Below are 19,798 nucleotides of genomic sequence, written 5' to 3'. Positions count from 1 at the left end.
AACCGGTGGCTCATGGATATTCAGATCATCAAAACCGACGCACAGTACGAAGAGGCGCTCGCGGAGGTCGGTCGGCTGGCCGAAGCGGACCCCCCGCTCGATACGCCGGACGGCGCGCGCCTGGAGCTTTTGGCGAAGTTGGTTGAAGACTACGAACAAGAGCGTTTCGCCTTCGGCCAACCCGCCCCGGTCGACGCCATCCTGTTCCGCATGGAGGAGCAAGGCCCGCGGTAAGGGGATGTTGCACCGCTCTTTGGCGGGCGCAACCGCGCGTCGGAAGCGCTTGCCCGCAAACGCCCCCCCTGACGTTGACGATGATCCGTGCGTCGACGACAAGCTCGACATCCCGACCGCCTGGACGCGTGAAGCACTGGCCCGCCGTCATGGAGGCGGCCGGGCGAGTTCCGGACAGTTCCAACGTCGCTTCGGCGGCGCACCATCAGATGTTGCGGTGGCGTCCCCGCTTGATTGCCGCCGCCGCTGAGTAAATTTGCTCAACGTATTGAGTAATTCGTTGGCTTGATGAGCCGGAGGCGACTGCTGTCCTGTCCAGCGCGCAACCGGAGTCGCATTGATCGCAACGTGACCACCTTCGGCGCAGGCCCGTGATGTTGTAGGTTTGCTGGTGGGCAGGGGCGCCCAAGCCAGTTGTGGTCGGGGGTCGGGGATGTCCGGTTTCAACGAATCGCACGTCGAGGAAGCCGCGCTGGCCTGGCTGCAAGCGGCCCGCTGGCAGGTTGCGCACGGCCCCGACATCGCGCCCGAGACACCCGGCGCGGAACGCCGTGATTTCAGCGAAGTCATCCTTGCCGACCGCCTGCGCGCGGCGCTGGCGCGGCTGAACCCGCAACTGCCGGCCGAGGCGCTGGATGACGCTTTCCGCAAGCTGACGCGTGCCGATGCGCCCGACCTGATGCTGCGCAACCGCGCGCTGCACCGCATGCTGGTGGATGGCGTGACGGTGGAGTACCGGGCAGCCGATGGCGCGATCCGCGGCGCGCAGGCGCAGGTGCTGGACTTTGTCGCGCCGGCGCGCAACGACTGGCTGGCGGTGAACCAGTTCGCGGTGATCGAGCACAAGCATTCGCGCCGGCCGGACGTGGTGTTGTTCGTGAACGGGCTGCCGCTGGGCGTGATCGAGCTCAAGAACGCGGTCGACGAGAAGGCCACGATCTGGACCGCGTTCCACCAGCTCGAGACCTACCAGCGCGAGATCCCCGCGCTGTTTGCCACCAACGCGCTGCTGATCGCCTCGGATGGCGTCGAGGCGCGCGTGGGCGCGCTGGGTGCCGGCAAGGAATGGTTCAAGCCCTGGCGCACGGTGTCGGTCGAAACCCTGGCCGACACCAAACTGCCGGAGCTCGAGGTGCTGCTGGAAGGCCTGTGCGCGCCGCGCCGGCTGCTGGAGCTGGTGCGCGATTTCACCGTGTTCGAGGACGACGGCGCCAAGGTCGTCAAGAAGATCGCCGGCTACCACCAGTTCCACGCGGTGCAGGTGGCGGTGGGGGAAACGCTGCGCGCGACCAAGCTGCTGTCGGACGGCCAAGGCCGCTACGAAGCTGGCCGCCAGCCGGGCGGCGAGCCCGGCGACCGCCGCATCGGCGTCATCTGGCACACGCAGGGCTCGGGCAAGAGCCTGACCATGGCGTTCTACGCCGGCCGCATCATCCGCGAGCCGGCGATGGCCAACCCGACGCTGGTGGTGCTGACCGACCGCAACGATCTGGACGACCAGTTGTTCGGCACCTTTGCGCGCTGCCGCGACCTGCTGCGCCAGCCGCCGATGCAAGCGGAAAGCCGCGCACACTTGCGCGAGCTGCTGGATGTGCAGGCTGGCGGCGTGGTGTTCACCACCATCCAGAAGTTCTTTGCCGACGGCCAGGGCGGCGACGGGGTGCTGTCGGCCCGCCGCAACATCGTGGTGATCGCCGACGAGGCGCACCGCAGCCAGTACGACTTCATCGACGGCTTTGCCCGGCATCTGCGCGATGCGTTGCCGAAGGCGTCCTTCATCGGTTTCACCGGCACGCCGGTGGAGCTGAAGGATGCCAACACCCGCGCGGTGTTCGGCGACTACATCAGCGTGTACGACATCCAGCGCGCGGTGCAGGACGGCGCGACGGTGCCGATCTACTACGAGAGCCGGCTGGCCAAGCTGGCGCTGGACGAAAGCGAAAAACCGCAGATCGACGCCAACTTCGAGGAGGCCACCGAAGGCGAGGAGGTCGAGCGCAAGGAGAAGCTGAAAAGCAAATGGGCGCAGCTCGAAGCCGTGGTGGGCGCGCAAAAGCGCGTCGAGCTGGTGGCGAAGGACATCGTCGAGCACTTCGAAAAGCGGCTCGAAGCGATGGACGGCAAGGGCATGATCGTCGCCATGAGCCGGCGCATCTGCGTGGAGCTGTACGCCGCGATCGCCAAGTTGCGGCCGGAGTGGATCAGTGACGACGATACCCAGGGCGTAGTCAAGATCATCATGACCGGCTCGGCCTCCGACCCGGCGGACTGGCAGCCGCACATCCGCAACAAGGCGGCGCGCGAGGAGCTGGCCAAGCGCTTCCGCAACCCGCAGGACCCGTTCCGGCTCGCGATCGTGCGTGACATGTGGCTGACCGGCTTCGATGCGCCGAGCCTGTCCACCATGTACCTCGACAAGCCGATGCACGGGCACGGGCTGATGCAGGCGATTGCCCGCGTGAATCGGGTGTTCCGCGACAAGCCCGGCGGCTTGGTCGTCGATTACCTCGGCCTCGCGGCCGAGCTCAAGCAGGCGCTGGCAACGTATACGGAAAGCGGCGGCAAGGGCCGCACCGCGATCGACCAGCGCGAGGCGATCGCGCTGATGCAGGAGAAGTACGAGATCTGCCGCGGCCTGTTCCACGGTTGCGACTGGTCGGCGTGGACCGCAGGGACACCGCAACAAAAACTTGGCCTGCTGCCGGCGGCGCAGGAACACATCCTGGCCCAGGACGACGGCAAGAACCGCTGCCTGCGCGCGGTGCGCGAATTGACGCTGGCGTTTGCGCTGGCGGTGCCGAGCAGCGAGGCGATGGCGATCCGCGACGACGTGGCGTTCTTCCAGGCGGTTGCCGCCAGCCTCGCCAAGCACATGCCCGGCGACAATGCCCGGGCCGACGAGGACCTGGACCACGCGGTGCGCCAGATCATCTCGCGCGCGGTGGCGCCGGAGGGCGTGGTGGACATCTTCGCCGCGGCCGGCCTCAAGACCCCCGACATCTCGATCCTCTCCGACGGCTTTCTCGCCGAGGTGCGCGGCATGCCGCAGCGCAACCTCGCCGCGGAGCTGCTGCAGAAACTGCTGAAAGGCGAGATCCGCCAGCGCCAGCGCCGCAACGTGGTGCAGGCACGCCGGTTCTCGGAACTGCTGGAGCAGACCCTGCGCCGCTACCAGAGCCGGGCGCTCAGCGCCGCGCAGGTGATCGACGAGCTGGTGAAGTTGGCCAAGGAGCTGCGCGCGGCCGATGCGCGCGGCGAGGAGCTCGGGCTCTCCACCGATGAACTCGCGTTCTACGACGCGCTGGAAACCAACGACAGTGCGGTGAAAGTACTCGGCGAGCCGACCCTGCGGCTGATCGCGCAGGAGCTGGTCAAGACCGTGCGCGCCAACACCACCATCGACTGGACCCTGCGCGAAAACGTGCGCGCCCACCTGCGCGTGCTGGTGAAACGCATCTTGCGCAAATACGGCTACCCGCCCGACATGCAGGCAAAAGCCACCGAGACCGTGCTCGAGCAGGCCACCGAGCTGTCCGCCGGCTGGGCCGCAGCCGGTCGCGCTTGAAGTGAAGCTGCCCCGTTGAACCGGACGCCGGAAATTTCAGGCCAGGCAGCTTGTTTGATGGCCTTCGGCAGCCGTTGCGCGACAGACAGCCGCGCGTCTGCGCAAACGCGTCGGGTTGGCCATGCCGCCATCACCTGCAGCTCGATGCGGTAGCCGATGGCCTCGAGCGCGCCCTGCACTTGCTCCAGCTTCGACAAGTGGTGCAAATCCAGCAGGCGACCCACCGAAAGGCGCGGTACCTCAAGCCGGCGCGCTGGCCGCGCTTGGGCACTCGCCTGCCGAAGCAGCCACGCCATCAGCCGCCCGGTGCGTGCGGGTCCGCCAGCCGGGCAACCATGGCGCGCCCGACGCCGCACTTGAGGTAGGGCGAGCTGTCCAGCCAGCGCGTATCGGGATAGTAGGAGAACACGTACTGGCCGTCCTTGAGCGCGTCGATCAGCGGCCGCGCGATCGCCGTGCGCACCGCCGGGCAGCCGTAGCTGCGGCCGATGCGGCCCTGCTGGCGGGCGATGGCCGGGTTGACGTAGGCCGCGCCGTGGATGACCAGCGCGCGCTCCAGTGCATGGTCGTTGGTGCCCGGTTCGAGGCCTTCCATGCGCAGCGAGTAGCCGTTGCGGCCGCTGTAGGTGCCCAGCGTGCGGAACAGGCCCAGGCTCGATTCCAGGCTCTCCGGCGTGTTGGAGAATCTCGTCGCCAGGTTCGCGCCGGTGTTGCGCCCGTGCGCCACCAGCTCGTGGTACAGCAGCTTGCGCCGGGTCAGGTCGAACACCCACAGCCGCGGCTCGGTCGAAGGCTTCGAATAGTCGATCACCGCCAGCCGGTCGGACGGCGGCTGGCCCTGCGCGGCGGCGCATTCGGTGGCGGCCAGCGCCAGCCCGATCACCTTCGGGTTCGCCTGCGGCGCGAGCTGGCTGAGCGCGTCCTGCAGCGACGGCGTGGCGGCGTGCGCCGCGACGAAACCGCCGGCGCAAAGCAACATCAGGGTCGCGACAGGGCGCGGGAATCGGCTCATCGGTACGGCTGGGTGGGGCACATGCGGTTCTCGATGCTAACAGCCCCTCGTTAAGAACCCGTCGGGCGGCGGGCGCCTGCGCGCGCACGTCGCCGCGTTATGAGAGGCTGGTGTCTCCTGCGCAGGACCGTGCCGTGTCATCCAGATTCCTACGTGTCGTTCAAGTCATCGCCGTGCTGGGCCTGCTGCTTGGCACGGCGCTGCACGCGCAACCGCCTGCGCCCGAGCCGCCGCCGGGGCCGGTGGCGGAGCAGATCCGCGAACGCGTCGAGCAGTGGCGCGCGGCGCATGCCGATGCCGCTGCGGCCCGGGCGCCCGGCAACGCGGTGGCGGCGTTCTACGAACAGAACCGCTTCGCGCCGGCATGGACGCAGGCGGGCAATCTCGACCAGTTGCTGGCCGCGCTGCGCGACATGGCCGGCGACGGCCTCGACCCGGAGGACTACGCGCTGACCGAACTGCAGCGCCGGCGCGGCGTGCTCACCGACCCGCAGGCCACGCCGCAGCAGCGCGCACAGTTCGACCTGCTGGCCACCGATGCCTGCCTGGCCGCGCTGCTGCACCTGTATCGCGGCAAGGTCGATCCGGCCACGCTGGACCCGCACTGGAACTTCGACCCGCGCCAGCTCGATCAGGCGCGGGGCCTGCAGGCGGTGCGCGAGGCGCTGGCGCAGGGCACGCTAGGCGAGCTGTTCGCGCGGGCGCGGCCGCAGCATCCGTACTACGCCCAGCTGCGTGCGGCACTGGCGAAGCTGCGCACGGTGGCGGCGCAGGGCGGCTGGCCCGTGATCGCGAACGGCCCCACGCTGAAGCCGGGCAGCCACGATGCACGCGTGCCGGCGCTGCGCCGGCGATTGCAACTGGCCGGCCATCTCGTGGGTGACGGCGTGGACGACCGGTACGACCCGGCGCTGGAGGCCGCGCTGAAACAGTTCCAGCGCGAACAGTACCTGGCCGCGGACGGCCATCTGGGCGAGGCCACCCTGGCCGCGCTGAACGTGCCGGTCGCCGCGCGCATCGCGCAGCTGCGCGCGAACCTGGAGCGTGCGCGCTGGCTGCTGCACCAGTTGCAGGGCGATTTCGTGGTGGTCGACATCGCCGGCTACCGGGTCACCTACTACCAGGACGGCAAGCCGGTGTGGCGCTCGCGCGTGCAGGTGGGCAAGCCGTACCGCAGCACGCCGGTGTTCAAGTCGGCAATCACCTATCTCACGCTCAACCCCACCTGGACGGTGCCGCCAACCATCCTGAAGAACGACATCCTGCCCAAGCTGCGCAAGAACCGCGGCTACCTCGCCGCCAACCGCATCCGCGTGCTGGACAGCCAGGGCCGCGAGCTGGCGCCCGCCAGCGTGGACTGGGCCAACCCGCGCGGCATCGTGCTGCGCCAGGACGCCGGCCCGGGCAATTCGCTGGGGCGGCTGGTGATCCGCTTCCCGAACGACTACGCGGTGTACATGCACGACACGCCGCACCAGGAACTGTTCGCCAGCGAGCGGCGCACCTTCAGCTCCGGCTGCATCCGGGTGGAGCGCCCGCGCGAACTGGCCGAGCTGCTGCTGGATGATCCGCTGCGCTGGAACCGCGCGGCGATCGACCGCGCAATCGACACGCTGCAGACGCAGACCGTGATGCTGCCCAAGCCGGTGCCGCTGCTGCTGGCGTACTGGACGGTGGACCTGCGCGAGGACGGCCGCGTCGGCTTCCGCCCCGACGTGTACGACCGCGACCCGCCGCTGCTCGCCGCGCTGAATCGTCCGCGCGTGTCGCCGTGGCGACGTCCCCCCGATTTCGAGTAGCACCGTGGCTTGGAGTCCGATCCCCCAGTTGCAGGAGATGGGACGTGAAGCAGCGTTTTGCCGAAGCACCGATCATCGGCTTTCTGCGTGAGGCGGATGAACCGCCCCGGAGGGAAACGTCGCCGGGTGGGTGTGCGCCGACCGGCGGCGCTACAGCGGCATCGGCGTCAGCGGGGTCGACAGTGCCATGCCGCTGCGATGCGCGGTGCGCAGGAAGGACTGCAGCATCAGTGCCACGTCCTGCACGAAAAACAGCTGGGTCGGTGAGTGGGTGAGGAAATCCTCCTGCGTGCGAATATTCCAGGTGAGCCAGATGGATGCGAAACGGCGACCATCGAGGTGCTCGGCCTGGAAGTTCGGCTCGTCGTAGCCGACCGCCTTGGCGCCGCGGATGGTGTCGGCGAAGGTTTCCCGCAGACGCTGCAGGAAGGCCGTCTTGTCCAAGTCGTCCGGCCACGCGCAGAACAGGATCACGATGGCGCGGTGCACGTTGATCCCCACCCATGTGCGCAGGTCGCCGTCTGCGGCGTGCAGGGTGTAGTCATGGCCGATCACGCCGCTGCGCGCGCCGGTGGCGACTTCCACCGCGAGACCGCGCGCGTCGGTGATGCGCGCCAGCGCATGCGGCAGCAGGTGAGTGAGCACGTGTTCCGCGCGGCGCTCGAGCGCCACGGGGCTCTGGCCGGATTCGGTGAAAAACACCAGCAGTACATAGGCGAGCGCCGTCAACGCGATCTGGATCACCGACACCGACGCCGGCAGCCAGTCGCGGAATCCCGGCCGGTTGATGCCGATAAAGAAAGCCGTGGCGAAACCGGCCACCAGCAGCGTGAGCGCCCCCAGCAAGGCCCAGCGCAACCAGCGCGGCAGATAGACAACAAAGCGTTCCATCGTTTTCCCCGTCTGCCGGTGCCGGCTTGACCGGCGCGCCAGCATGATGCGATTGCGTGTGGTTGAATCCCGGTTTCTCGTGGGCCGGCGTCGGTGCGCCACCCGTGAGGCGGCGGTCACTCTACATGAGTACCGGCGAAAGCGCCGGGCCACGCCGTGGTCCGGTTTTTGGTGCCGTTTCCGGTGTGCCGCGATGCGCGAGTGGCGTGTGCCCAGGGCAGCGCACGATGCGGTAGGCACGCGCCAGCGGTCACGCAGCGGGCGCAACGTGCACTCACTCAAAAGAAGACACGGACGCAGCCGCAAACGCAACGCACGTGAAGCAGGCCGGCTCGCCACTTGCGCAGGCCACATCATCGTCGATGCAAAAGCTGCGACGGCGGCCAGCATGGCCTTCATGTGGCCTGCGGCACCCTCCACCCCATGCCACTTCAGATCACTCTCCGTCGGATAACCTTGGGTAGCGGATGGCCACTTTATGGTTTCCCACACACCGGGCTGAAGGCACGGTGGAGTTGGTGGGCCCACCAGGATTCGAACCTGGAACCAAGGGATTCGCGTGGTCCGGGGGTTTCTCCCCGGCGCGGACTATCTCTTCGCCCTTCGCTTCGTGAAGCGGGTGGGGCGCGGGACGCTCTTGCCTGTGATGAAGGGCGCTCAAGCCCCCAGGTAGTCTCTGCACCTTCCGCCGGTGTACCGGCGGCTTGGCTCAGGATTGCCGCCGGCCGCGTGGGCGCCGCTGCGGTTTCCCTGAATTCATCCCGTTCCCGTCCGCGCCTTCCGGCGCGGCGGCACCTTTCGATGAGTCCCCTGCTCTAACCGTTGAGCTATAGGCCCGAGCGCCCATGGTAGCAAGGCACGCACGCAAAACCACGCCCCATCCACGCCAGCAGCCGGCTACAGCGCCTTGCCCACCAGCGCCCCGATGCCGGAGGTGATGGCCATCGCCAGCGCGCCCCACAGCACGACGCGCGCGGCCGGGCGCAGCGGGTGGGCGCCGCCGGCGCCGGCGCCGATCACGCCGAGCAGGACGAGAAACAGGATCGAGCCGATGGCCACGGCCGGCACGAGGTGGGCACCGGGCGCGGCGAGCACCAGCAGCAATGGTGCGGCGGCGCCGGCCGAGAAGGTGACCGCCGAGGTCAGCGCCGCCTGCAGCGGACGCGCCGCGGTGCGTTCGGAGATGCCCAGCTCGTCCTGGGCATGCGCGCGCAGCGCGTCGTGCGCCATGAGCTGCGCGGCAACCGCATGCGCCAGCTCCGGGGTGAGACCGCGCGCCTCGTAGATCTGCGCCAGCTCGTGCGCTTCGGAGGCGGGGTCTTCGGCCAGCTCGCGCTCCTCGCGCGCCAGGTCGGCACGCTCGGTGTCCGCCTGCGAGCTCACCGAGACGTACTCGCCGGCGGCCATCGACATCGCGCCGGCGACCCAACCGGCCAGCCCCGCGACCAGCACGTCGCCCTTGCCGGTCGCCGCCGCGGCCACGCCCAGGATCAGGCTGGCGGTGGAGATGATGCCGTCGTTCGCGCCCAGCACCGCAGCGCGCAGCCAGCCGATGCGGCTGGCGCGATGACTCTCGCGGTGCAGCCGGCTCATGCGCGGCTACCGCCGAGCATGCGCTGCAGCACGCCATCCTTCAGCACGTAGTGGTGCACCAGCGCCACCGCGGCATGCAGGCCGGCGAGGATGACGATGGTCCAGCCGTTGATGTCGTGCAGCTCGCCCAGGACGTCATCCAGCGCCGCACGGTGGAGGGTGGCGAACTGCAGTTGCACCAGGCCGAAGAACTGGAAGCTTTCCGCCTGCGCCCAGCGCCACGTAAACCCAAGCACCACCTGCAGCGCGAGCAGTGCGTACAGCAGGTAGTGCATGCCGCGCGCGGCCTTGCCCTGCAATCCTTCGATGGCGAGCGGCAGGCGCCGGCCGCGGGTGGTGCGCCATGCGATGCGCACCACGAGTACCACTGCGAGCAGGATGCCGAGCGAGATGTGCAGCGACTGGAGCTGCTTGCGGGTGTCGCGCTCGAACAGGCCCCAAGTGACCGCCAGCGTGAACAGCGCCAGCACCAGCAGTGCGGTGAGCCAATGCAGCAGGATCGTGGTGCCGTCGTAACGCACGGCAACGGTTTGGGCATCCATGGAAGGCGATGTCGGCGTCATGGGTGGTGCACTCCCCGCAAGTTGGATGGCGTGGCCGGACTCCCGGCGGCGAACGCGCCGAACCGGACATGGCCGGGCCGACACGCCGCCGACCGGCAGCCCGCATGCTGCGCGCCGAAACTGTGGCACCCCTGAGTCGTCGGCGCCAGCCGCAGCGTGGATTCCCGTGGTAGCTGCACACGACGACGGCCGCTTGCGCGGCCGTCGGTTGCTGTCTTCTCCCACCCCCGCACGCGGCGGGGGCAAGCGTCACTCCACGTCGAGGAACGAACGCAGTTGTTCGCTGCGCGAAGGGTGGCGCAGCTTGCGCAGGGCCTTGGCCTCGATCTGGCGGATGCGCTCGCGGGTGACATCGAACTGCTTGCCGACCTCTTCCAAGGTGTGGTCGGTATTCATGTCGATGCCGAAGCGCATGCGCAGCACTTTGGCTTCGCGCGGGGTCAGGCCGGCGAGCACGTCGCGCACGGTTTCCATCAGGCCGGTTTCGGTGGCCGAATCGACCGGCGAGGAAGCGTTGCCGTCCTCGATGAAGTCGCCCAAGTGGGAATCCTCGTCGTCGCCGATCGGGGTTTCCATCGAGATCGGTTCCTTGGCGATCTTGAGCGCCTTGCGGATCTTGTCCTCGGGCATTTCCATCGCCTTGGCCAGCTCTTCCGGCGTGGCTTCGCGGCCGTATTGCTGCAGCATCTGGCGGCTGATGCGATTCAACTTGTTGATCGTCTCGATCATGTGCACCGGGATGCGGATGGTGCGCGCCTGGTCGGCGATCGAGCGGGTGATGGCCTGGCGGATCCACCAGGTGGCGTAGGTCGAGAACTTGTAGCCGCGGCGGTATTCGAACTTGTCGACCGCCTTCATCAGGCCGATGTTGCCCTCCTGGATCAGATCCAGGAACTGCAGGCCGCGGTTGGTGTACTTCTTGGCGATGGAGATCACGAGGCGCAGGTTGGCCTCGACCATTTCCTTTTTCGCGCGGCGGGCCTTGGCCTCGCCCGAGGCCATGGCGCGGTTGATGTCCTTGATGTCGGTGAGCGGCAGGAACAGCTTCTTTTCGATCGCGGCAAGCTTCTCCTGCTCGGCGTCGATCGCCTCGCGGTGACTCTTGATGTTGGGCGTCCACTTTTGCCGCTTGCGCGCGAGCTCGGCGACCCACTCGGCGTTGCCTTCGTTGCTGGGGAAGGTCTTGAGGAACTCGGTCTTGGGCATCTTCACCTGCTTGACGAAGATGTCCATCAGCGCGCGCTCGTGGTGGCGGATGTCGCCCACCACCTCGCGCAGCTTGCGCACGAAGCCGTCGATCAGCGCGCTGGGCAGCTTGAGCTTCAGGAACTCCTCGGCCATCTGGTCGCGCAGCTTGACGATCTTCTTGTCGGTGATGCCGGTGGCCTTGAGCGCGGCCTTCTGGAACTTCGCGTAGTAGTCGCGCAGGAGCTCCATGCGGCGCTTGACCTCCTCCGGGTCGGGGCCGGTCGGACCGGCCTCCTCTTCTTCCTCGCTGGCGGTCTCGTCGTCTGCGTCGTCCTCGTCCGCCTCGCCGTCGTCGCCGGCGGCTTCGCGCTCTTCGGCGGCCTTGGCGGCAGCGGCTTCGCGCTCTTCGCGCGCGGCGTCGGCGGCGGCTTCGAGATCAAGGAAGCCGGCAAGGATTTCGGACAGGCGGCGCTTGCCGTCCAGGTGCTGGTCGTACTCGCCGAGCAGCAGCTCGATGGTGAGCGGGAAGCTCGCCAGCGCGTTCTGCACCTGCGAGAGGCCCTCCTCGATGCGCTTGGCGATGGCGATCTCGCCCTCGCGGGTCAGCAGTTCGACCGTGCCCATCTCGCGCATGTACATGCGCACCGGGTCGGTGGTGCGGCCCACCTCGGAGTCGACCGCGGACAGCAGCGCCACGGCTTCTTCGGCGGCCTCGTCGTCGCTGGTCGCGCTGGGCGCGTTGTCGGCGAGCGGGTCGGCGTCGGGGGCGGCATCGTGCACTTCGATGCCGACGCCCTTGAGCACCGCCATGATGTCTTCGATCTGCTCGGCATCGACGATGTCGTCCGGCAGGTGGTCGTTGATTTCCGCGTAAGTCAGATAACCCTGTTCGAGCCCCTTGGAGATGAGCGCCTTGATCTCGGATTGTTGCTCGTGGATTTTGTTGTTCATTCACCGACCGCCGCAGGGTTCAAGAACCGGACATTATAGCGATGTGACGCTTTTTTGCCCAGGTTTCAAGTAGAAAAGGCCATGGCACGTTGAAGCAAAAACCGTGCCGCATCACGCACTTGCGCACTTCCAGTCAGCCGGTATCCAGCCAGAACGTCACTGGCCCGTCATTCACCAGGCTGACCACCATATGGGCACCGAAGCGCCCGGTTTCCACCCGGGGATGTGCCGCGCGCGCCAATTCCAAAAGCCGCTCGAACCAGCGCCGCCCGGCGCCCGGTTCGGCGGCGCGGGCAAAGCTCGGGCGCATGCCGCTATGGGTATCGGCCGCAAGGGTGAATTGGCTTACCAGCAACAGGCCGCCACCGGTATCGGTGAGCGAGCGGTTCATTTTGCCGGCCGCATCGGCAAACACGCGGTAGCCCAGCAGCCGCTCGCACATGCGCTGCGCCTGCGGCTCGCCGTCGGCCGGCTGCACGGCGACCAGTGCCAGCAGGCCGGCGTCGATCGCACCGATGGTTTCCCCTTCCACCTCGACACGCGCGGAACGCACGCGCTGGATCAACGCGATCATGGCCACTGGCTCGCGGGCGAAGCGTGCAGCATAAGCGCGCCGCGCCACCGCGGGAAGCGCATTCACTTAAACTCGCCGGATGCGCCCGGACATGTTCGTGATCTACCTGTTGTTGCGCCTGTTTGCCCTGCTGCCGCTGCGCGCGCTGCATGCGCTCGGCGCCGGCGTTGGTCGACTCGCACTGGCCCTTCGCGCCGCCAGCGCCAGGCATGCGCAGGTGAACCTGGCGATCGCCCGGCCGCAGCTCGACCCCGCCGCGCGCGCCGCGCTGGTGCGTGAGGCGATGGCGGAAGACGGCAAGACGCTGGCCGAGGTGGTGAAAATCTGGGGCTCGAGCCCACGCAAGGCACTGCAGCTGGTGCGCGAAGTGCGTGGCGAGGCGCTGTTCGACGCCGCGCTCAAGTCCGGCAGGGGCGTGATCGTGGCCGCGCCGCACCTGGGCTGCTGGGAAGTCCTGAACTACTGGCTGTGCGCGAAGACGCCGATGGCCATCCTCTACCGGCCGCCGCGCATCGCCGCGGTGGAAGGCCTGCTGCGCAAGGTGCGCGGCGCGTTCGCACCCGAGCAGGTGCGCGCCGAGGGCGCCGGCGTGCGCACGCTGTACCGGCGGCTCGCCGCCGGCGGCACGGTGGGCATCCTGCCCGACCAGAAACCGCGTGCCGGCGAAGGTCAATTTGCGCCATTTTTTGGTCGCGACGCGCTCACCATGGTGCTGCTGCCGCGGCTGGCGGCACGCACCGGCGCCACCGTGCTGTTTCTGTTTGCCGAGCGCCTGCCGCGCGGCGCCGGCTACCGCATCCACGTGCTGCCGGCACCGGGCGGCATCGACGACGCCGACCCCGCGGTAGCCTGCCGCGCGCTCAATCGCGGGGTGGAGGTATGCGTGGAGCGCGCCTTCGCCCAGTACCAATGGCATTACAAGCGCTACACCCGCTACGACCAGCCCAGCCCCTACGACCCGCCGGCTTGAGTGGTGTCGCGCTGACATGGATCACACGCGCGGCCGCGTAACGTGGTGCAGTGCAACGCGTGCAATACGACGCGCCGCGTGTGCGGATGGCCGCAGGCGCCTTTCCTTCAATCAAGACGGAGCGACACGATGCAACTGGGCATGATCGGGCTGGGCAAGATGGGCGCCAACATGGCGGAGCGGCTGGTGCACGGTGGCCACCAGGTAACCGGCTTCGACCCCGGCAACGAGGCGCGCAAGGCTGCCGCCGCGCGCGGCATTGCCAGCACCGACTCGCTGGCGGCGCTGGTCGCTGCCCTGCCCACGCCGCGCGTGCTGTGGTCGATGGTGCCCTCCGGCAAGATCACCGACGACACCGTGAATGCGCTGCTGCCGCTCTTGGCCAAGGGCGACGTGCTGATCGACGGCGGCAACTCCAACTACAAGGACACCCTGCGCCGCGCCGCGCTGTACGCGGAGCACGGCCTGGGTTATGTCGACTGCGGCACCAGCGGTGGCGTGTGGGGGCTGGCCGAGGGCTACAGCATGATGGTCGGCGGCGACGCGGCCACGGTGGAACGTCTGAAACCCATCTTCGAAACCCTGGCGCCGGCCAAGGATCAGGGCTGGGGCCGGGTCGGCCCGGTCGGCTCCGGCCACTTCACCAAGATGGTCCACAACGGCATCGAATACGGTCTGATGCAGTCGTACGCCGAGGGCTTCGCCATCCTCGGCCACAAGCAGGAGTTCGGCCTCGACCTGCACCAGGTCGGCGAAATCTGGCGCTACGGCAGCGTGGTGCGCTCGTGGTTGCTCGACCTCACCACCGACGCGCTCGGCAAGAACCCGAAAATGGACGGCATCGCGCCGTTCGTGCCCGACTCCGGCGAAGGCCGCTGGACGGTGGCCGAGGCGATCGACCTCGACGTGCCGGCGCCGATCATCACCGCCTCGCTGATCGAGCGCCTGCGTTCGCGCGACAGCGAATCGTTCACCGACAAGCTGCTCTCCGCCATGCGCAACGAATTCGGCGGGCACGCGATCAAGCACGAAGGCAAGTAAGGCGACACCCGGCGCAGCGACCGTTGCAGTCATGCGCTTCTTTGCAGGCTTCAGCGGCTGATGTGGCGTCAGAGCGGTTTCGTGCCGCTGACGCGGCCCGAGCTACTTCTCTTTTGCTTGCCCAAAAGAGAAGTAGCCAAGAGAAAACGGCACCCCGCGGCGGCGCTTTTTGCCCGTCCATGGGCAAAAAGTCCGTGAGGCGGGGCGGGGCTTTTCGAGCGGGCATCGTGCCCGCGCGAAAAGGCGAGGCCATCCATGGCCTCGCCCGCTGCGCGGCTTTTCCCACCCCGCCTCACCGCCGCCGAGGGGCCCCGGGAAAAGCGGCGCGCATCGTGCGCGCCAGAAGCAAAAGCATTGCAGCCCCGGCGAACCGTCGCAGGGCCCGCCGGCGAGTAACAGTGCGCTTGACGGAAGGCCAAACTGGCCGCAACCGCAAGCGGCCTCTTGCGAGTCAGCCAGCGCCGCGCAGCCGCGCCAGCGTCGCCTCGGCCTCGCGCATGATCCGCGCGATGCGTTCGCCGGCGGGCACCACGTCGTGGATCTGGCCGATGGATTGCCCGGCGTAGATCGCCATGTCGTCGAGGCGGCCGGTGGCGTCGACCATCGGCGAGTCGGTGGAGAACGGGTACACCGGCGCCCCGCCGTCCTGCCAGGCGATGGGCTGGTTTTTCTGGGCGTCGGTGAGCGTGTCGTAGTACCCGCGCGTGACCGCGTTGGGCAGCACGCGTACCGGCGCGGTGATCTTCCAATTGCGCGCAAACACCGTGGTGCGCAGAGTGTCTTCGGCGCGCGCTTCCACCACCCGCTGGCGGTGATGCGGGTGGGCGAAGGACTCGGTCGTTGCGAGAAACGCGCTGCCCAGGCTCACCGCTTGCGCGCCGAGCGCCAGCGCCGCGACCAGCCCCGCACCCGACGCGATGCCGCCGGAAGCCGCGACCGGCACATCGCCGGCGAGCGCCACCACCTCGGGCAACAGGGCGAACGTGGACACCTCGCCACGCACGTGGCCGCCGGCTTCCACACCCTGCGCAACCAGCGCATCGCAGCCGGCTTCCAGTGCAGCCTCGGCATCGCGGCAACTGCCCACCTGGTGGATCACCTGCACGCCCTCGCCCTTCAGCCGGCGGACGAGCTCGCGGTCGACCTCCCAGAACAGCACCATTGCCGGCACCTTGAGGCGCAGGCAGGCGGCCACCGCGGCGCGCAGCAGCGCGGGTTCGCACGAGCCGGGAATCAGGTTGATCGCAAAGTGCAGGTCGGCGCGCGTGGCCGCCCGCAGCGCGGCGACCTCACGCTCGATGAGTGCCACCGGCTCGCGCACCATGCCCATCACCGGAAAACCGCCGGCGTTGGCCACCGCCGCGGCGAGCCCGCTGCGCGCGACGCCGCCCATGCCGGCCAGCATGATCGGCACCGTGCAGTGCAGGGCATCCAGCAGCGGCGTGTGCAAGGCAGCGTGCATGGCTCACACCACCGCCAGCGCCTGGTCGATGTCGGCAATCAGGTCGTCCACATGCTCGATGCCCACGCACAGGCGCACCAGATCGGCGCTGACGCCGGCGGCCTTGAGCTCCTCGTCGTTCAACTGGCGATGGGTGGTGGTGGCCGGGTGACAAGCCAGCGTCTTGGCGTCGCCGATGTTCACCAGGCGCTTGATGATCTGCAGCTGGTCCATGAACCGCGCGCACGCGGCGCGGTCGCCCTTGACGCCGAAGGTGAACAACGAGGAGGGGATGCCGCCGTCCATGTACTTTTGCGCCAACGCGTAGTCGCGGTCGCCCTCCAACCCGCCGAAGTTCACCCAGCTCACCTTGGGGTGCGCCTTGAGATGTTTCGCGATCGCCAGCGCATTGCTGCAATGGCGCTCCATACGCAGCGCCAGGGTTTCGATGCCCTGCAGGATCAGGAACGCATTGAACGGCGAAATCGCGCCGCCGGTGTTGCGCAACGCGACGGTGCGCGCGCGGGCAATGAACGCCGCGTCGCCAAAGTCATCCACGTAGACCACGCCGTGATAGGCCGCTTCCGGCGTGGAGAACTGCGGAAAGCGCGGGTTGCCGCGCCAGGCGAACTTGCCGGAGTCGATGACGATGCCGCCGATACTGTTGCCGTGGCCGCCGAGGTACTTGGTGAGCGCATGCACCACGATGTCGGCGCCGTGCTCGATCGGCCGGCACAGGACCGGCGTGGGCACCGTGTTGTCCACCACCAGCGGCACGCCCTGCGCATGCGCCACCTTGGCGATCGCTGCGAGGTCGACGATGTTGCCGGCCGGGTTGCCGACCGACTCGCAGTAGACCAGCCTGGTGTTGGCGTCGATCGCGGCGGCGAACGCCTGCGGGTCGCGTCCATCCACCAGCCGCGCCTCGATGCCGAGATCCTTCAGCGTGTGCTTGAAGAAGGTGTAGGTGCCGCCGTAGACCTGACTGGTGGCGACGAGGTTGTCGCCAGCCTTCGCCAGCGTCAGCACCGCCGCGGTGATCGCCGCCATGCCGGAGGCGAACGCGAGCCCGGCCAGCCCGCCCTCGAGCAGCGCCACCCGCTGTTCGAGCACGTCGGTAGTGGGGTTCTGGATGCGCGTGTAGATGTTGCCCGGCACCTTCAGGTCGAACAGGTCCGCACCGTGCTGGGTGCTGTCGAAGTAGTAGCTGGTGGTCTGGTAGATCGGCACCACCACCGAATGCGTCTGCGGGTCGCCGGCAAAGCCGCCGTGGATGGCAATGGTTTCACGTTGCATGTCGGGCTCCTCCTCGGGGGTGTCGTCGCATCGCCCGAGTGTAGGCGTTTGCGCCGGCCAAACCCGGCATGGCGATATGACCTTCGCGCATGAGCAAATGTCCGGCGGGATTCATTCCGGCGGGCCTTTCACGAAGCCGGTCAGGCCGAAGCCGAAGCCGCGCGGCATACTGCGCACTTCGTCATTCGCGGCCCAGTCCATGCGCGTTCGGGTGTTCCAGCACGTTCCGTTTGAAGGGCTCGGCTCGATTGCCGACTGGCTGGCCACGCGCCAGGCCGCGGTGGCCACCACGCGGTTCGATCTTGCCCCGCGGTTGCCGGCTGCCGAGAGCTTCGATCTGCTCGTCGTGCTGGGCGGTCCGATGGGCGTGAACGACGAGGCCGAACTGCCGTGGCTAGCAGCGGAAAAGCGCTTCATTGGTGCGGCGGTGCGCGCCGGCACGCCGGTGCTGGGCGTCTGCCTGGGTGCGCAGCTGATCGCCAGCGCGCTCGGTGCGCGCGTCTACCGCGGCACGCACCAGGAGATCGGCTGGTTTCCGGTCACCGCCTGCGCGCACGCGGGCGACACGTTCGCGTTTCCGCCAACGCTCGATGCCTTCCACTGGCACGGCGATACCTTCGAGCTGCCATCCGGCGCCATCCAGCTCGCACGCAGCGCCGCCTGCGCGCAGCAGGCGTTCCAGTTCGGCGCGCGCTGTATCGGCCTGCAATGCCACCTGGAAACCACGCCGGCCAACGCGCAGACGATGGTCGAACATTGCCGCCACGAGCTGGTGCCGGCGCCCTGCGTGCAGGATGCCGCGAAGATTCTTGCCGCGCCGCCCGCGCGCTACGCCGCGCTCACGGCGCAGATGACGCGCGTGCTCGATTACCTGGTGCGCTGAAGCGGGTTGCTCACGGGTAGAACGGCCAGAACCTCGGAATCAGCCACATCGACAGCGTGCAGAACAAGGCAATCAAGGGAATGCCGACCTTCATGAAGTCGGTGAACCGGTAACCGCCGGCGTAATACACCATGGTGTTGGTCGGGTAGCCGACCGGGGTCGCAAAGCTGGTGGCGGCGGCAAACGCGACCGCCACCACGAACGGCCGCGGATCGGCGCCAATCGCGTGCGCCACGCTGACGGCAATGCCCACCATCAGCACCACCGACGGGTTGTGGCCCATCAGCTCGGTCAGCAGCGCGGTCAAGAGGTACACCATGAGCAGCGCCGCCAGCGGCCCGTGGTTGCCGATCAGGCCGAGTCCGGCTTCCACCACGGCGTGCGACAGCCCGGTGCTTTCGATTGCCGTGCCCAGCGGCAAAATCGCGCCAAGCAGCACGATGATTTTCCAGTCCATGCCTTCGTACACGTCCTTGCGGCCGAAACAGCCGGTCAGCGCCATCGCCGCGGCGCCGCAGAGGGCCGCCACCGGAATCGGCAGCCAGCGCAGGCCGGAGACCAGCACCACGCCGGCCATGATCGCGATGGCGTACAGCGCCTTGCGCGACAGCCGGCGGGTGTCGCTGCGCTCGCTGAGCACGATGAAGGCCTCGTCGGAGCGCAGCGACGACATGCTCCCCTCCTCCACCAGCACCAGCAGCACGTCGCCCACCGCGAGGCTCACGTCAGCCAACTTGTCGCGCAGCACTTGGCCACGGCGATGGATGGCAAGCGCGACCGCATCCGGGCGCCGACCGAGATCGGTCTCCGCCAGCCGCCGGCCTTCGGCCAGGCTCGCCGGCGCCACCATCATCTCGGCCAGCACGCGTGGGTGGCCGGTATCCGGCGCGTAGCGGCTTTCCGGCACGTTGCGCAGGTGCGCGCGGCGCTGGAAGTCCTCGATCTTTTCCCAGTCGCCGCGCACCAGCAACACGTCGCCCGCCTGCAATTGCTGCGAGCGCGGCGACCACATGCGCCGCTCACCGCGCAACAGCTCCAGCGGATACACGCCGTAGCGTTCGCCCAGGTGCACGTCGGCAATGCGCTTGCCGACCAGCGGCGAACTGCCCCCCAGCGCCAACTCGGTAACGTACTTGCCGATCTCCTCCTCTTCGAGGTCGTCGGCGGCGATGTGGCGCGGCAACAGCCAACGCCCGACCAGCATCAAATAGGTGATGCCGGCCACCGCCAGGAGCGCGCCCATGCCGGTGAACTCGAACACGCCGAAGCTGGCCAGCCCGTGTTGTTGCGCCAGCGAATCGGCCAACAGGTTCGACGAGGTGCCGATCAGCGTGCACACGCCGCCCATCTGCGCGGCGTACGCCATCGGCATCAGCACCCGCGCCGGCGAGGTGCCGGTGCGCTGGCACACGCGCAGCGCCAGCGGCAGGAACATCGCCACCAGCGCGATGTTCTTGATGAACGCGCCGAGCGGTGCGATCGCCAGCATCAGCGTGAGCGTCAACAGCCACGGCCGGCGGATGCGCATCAGGAGCCGGCTCAGGGGTTCCAGCGCGCCCGAGCGCTCGATGCCGATCGACAGCGCGAACATCGCCGCCACCGTCACCGTGGCCTCGTTGCTGAACCCGACCAGCGCCTGCGCCGGACTGACGATGCCCAGCACCACCAGCGCACACAACACCAGCAACGCGACGAGGTCGATGCGCAGCTTCTCGCTGGCGAACAACGCCATCGCCAGCGCGATCACACCGGTCAGCGCCCACGCCTGCCACGTCATGCAGCCATCCTGCGCAGCGC

Annotated in this window: 15 protein-coding genes; 6 read left to right on the top strand and 9 right to left on the bottom strand. The window is 68.3% G+C overall.

The window, feature by feature from the left end; translation table 11 throughout:
* The first annotated feature begins 12 nt into the window (after nt 1–12).
* Entirely contained in the window at nt 13–234 is a 222-nt protein-coding gene (locus tag AC3WP6_RS00295; protein WP_492625806.1) for a helix-turn-helix domain-containing protein, read from the top strand.
* A 433-nt stretch (nt 235–667) separates the two neighbouring features.
* Nucleotides 668–3,799, top strand: coding sequence for a type I restriction endonuclease subunit R (locus tag AC3WP6_RS00290; RefSeq protein ID WP_492625805.1), 3,132 nt, complete (start codon nt 668–670; stop codon nt 3,797–3,799).
* A 295-nt stretch (nt 3,800–4,094) separates the two neighbouring features.
* On the opposite strand, the gene AC3WP6_RS00285 is transcribed toward AC3WP6_RS00290, so the two are convergent.
* On the bottom strand, nt 4,095–4,811 hold the full coding sequence (locus tag AC3WP6_RS00285; protein WP_492625804.1) for a murein L,D-transpeptidase catalytic domain family protein: 717 nt from the start codon (nt 4,809–4,811) through the stop codon (nt 4,095–4,097).
* 134 nt (nt 4,812–4,945) lie between these two features.
* On the opposite strand from AC3WP6_RS00285, the gene AC3WP6_RS00280 reads away from it, so the two are divergent.
* A complete protein-coding gene (locus AC3WP6_RS00280) occupies nt 4,946–6,610 on the top strand; it encodes a L,D-transpeptidase family protein (protein WP_492625803.1) in 1,665 nt (554 codons plus the stop codon).
* A 150-nt stretch (nt 6,611–6,760) separates the two neighbouring features.
* Here AC3WP6_RS00280 and AC3WP6_RS00275 read toward each other — a convergent pair whose 3' ends face one another.
* The 5 genes from AC3WP6_RS00275 to dtd all read right to left on the bottom strand — a co-directional run bounded on the left by AC3WP6_RS00275 (nt 6,761) and on the right by dtd (nt 12,370).
* Nucleotides 6,761–7,501 carry a hypothetical protein gene (locus tag AC3WP6_RS00275; RefSeq protein WP_492625802.1) on the bottom strand — a complete coding sequence of 247 codons (741 nt, stop codon included), beginning with the start codon at nt 7,499–7,501 and terminating at the stop codon, nt 6,761–6,763.
* 897 nt (nt 7,502–8,398) lie between these two features.
* On the bottom strand, nt 8,399–9,094 hold the full coding sequence (locus AC3WP6_RS00270; RefSeq protein ID WP_492625801.1) for a VIT1/CCC1 transporter family protein: 696 nt from the start codon (nt 9,092–9,094) through the stop codon (nt 8,399–8,401).
* Nucleotides 9,091–9,636, bottom strand: a complete 546-nt coding sequence (locus AC3WP6_RS00265) for a cytochrome b (protein WP_492625800.1) — start codon at nt 9,634–9,636, stop codon at nt 9,091–9,093. Before AC3WP6_RS00265 ends, AC3WP6_RS00270 begins: the two co-directional genes overlap by 4 nt.
* 270 nt (nt 9,637–9,906) lie before the next feature.
* The gene (rpoD, locus tag AC3WP6_RS00260; protein ID WP_492625799.1) at nt 9,907–11,796 is read right to left on the bottom strand and encodes an RNA polymerase sigma factor RpoD; all 1,890 of its coding nucleotides are present in this window, start codon (nt 11,794–11,796) and stop codon (nt 9,907–9,909) included.
* A 133-nt stretch (nt 11,797–11,929) separates the two neighbouring features.
* The gene (gene dtd / locus AC3WP6_RS00255; protein WP_492625798.1) at nt 11,930–12,370 is read right to left on the bottom strand and encodes a D-aminoacyl-tRNA deacylase; all 441 of its coding nucleotides are present in this window, start codon (nt 12,368–12,370) and stop codon (nt 11,930–11,932) included.
* 79 nt (nt 12,371–12,449) lie between these two features.
* Between dtd and AC3WP6_RS00250 the strand changes: the two genes are divergently transcribed.
* On the top strand, nt 12,450–13,340 hold the full coding sequence (locus AC3WP6_RS00250) for an LpxL/LpxP family acyltransferase (RefSeq protein ID WP_492625797.1): 891 nt from the start codon (nt 12,450–12,452) through the stop codon (nt 13,338–13,340).
* Between the two features lie 78 nt (nt 13,341–13,418).
* Entirely contained in the window at nt 13,419–14,381 is a 963-nt protein-coding gene (gene gnd, locus AC3WP6_RS00245; protein ID WP_492625796.1) for a phosphogluconate dehydrogenase (NAD(+)-dependent, decarboxylating), read from the top strand.
* A 451-nt stretch (nt 14,382–14,832) separates the two neighbouring features.
* Here the strand turns inward: gnd and AC3WP6_RS00240 are convergent, their stop codons facing one another.
* Together AC3WP6_RS00240 and AC3WP6_RS00235 are read right to left on the bottom strand one after the other, a co-directional pair.
* Nucleotides 14,833–15,843 (bottom strand): NAD(P)H-dependent flavin oxidoreductase, encoded by a 1,011-nt coding sequence (locus AC3WP6_RS00240; RefSeq protein WP_492625795.1) that lies wholly within the window; start codon nt 15,841–15,843, stop codon nt 14,833–14,835.
* A gap of 3 nt (nt 15,844–15,846) precedes the next feature.
* A complete protein-coding gene (locus tag AC3WP6_RS00235) occupies nt 15,847–17,118 on the bottom strand; it encodes an O-acetylhomoserine aminocarboxypropyltransferase/cysteine synthase family protein (RefSeq protein WP_492625794.1) in 1,272 nt (423 codons plus the stop codon).
* A 199-nt stretch (nt 17,119–17,317) separates the two neighbouring features.
* On the opposite strand from AC3WP6_RS00235, the gene AC3WP6_RS00230 reads away from it, so the two are divergent.
* Nucleotides 17,318–18,001 (top strand): type 1 glutamine amidotransferase, encoded by a 684-nt coding sequence (locus AC3WP6_RS00230; protein ID WP_492625793.1) that lies wholly within the window; start codon nt 17,318–17,320, stop codon nt 17,999–18,001.
* Between the two features lie 10 nt (nt 18,002–18,011).
* Here AC3WP6_RS00230 and AC3WP6_RS00225 read toward each other — a convergent pair whose 3' ends face one another.
* On the bottom strand, nt 18,012–19,778 hold the full coding sequence (locus tag AC3WP6_RS00225; RefSeq protein WP_492625792.1) for an SLC13 family permease: 1,767 nt from the start codon (nt 19,776–19,778) through the stop codon (nt 18,012–18,014).
* Nucleotides 19,779–19,798: the final 20 nt, after the last annotated feature.

The sequence above is a fragment of the Rhodanobacter sp. FW106-HT46G03 genome (assembly GCF_058789895.1).
The sequence above is the reverse complement of the archived record's forward strand: the minus strand, read 5'-3'. Positions and strand labels throughout refer to the sequence as shown.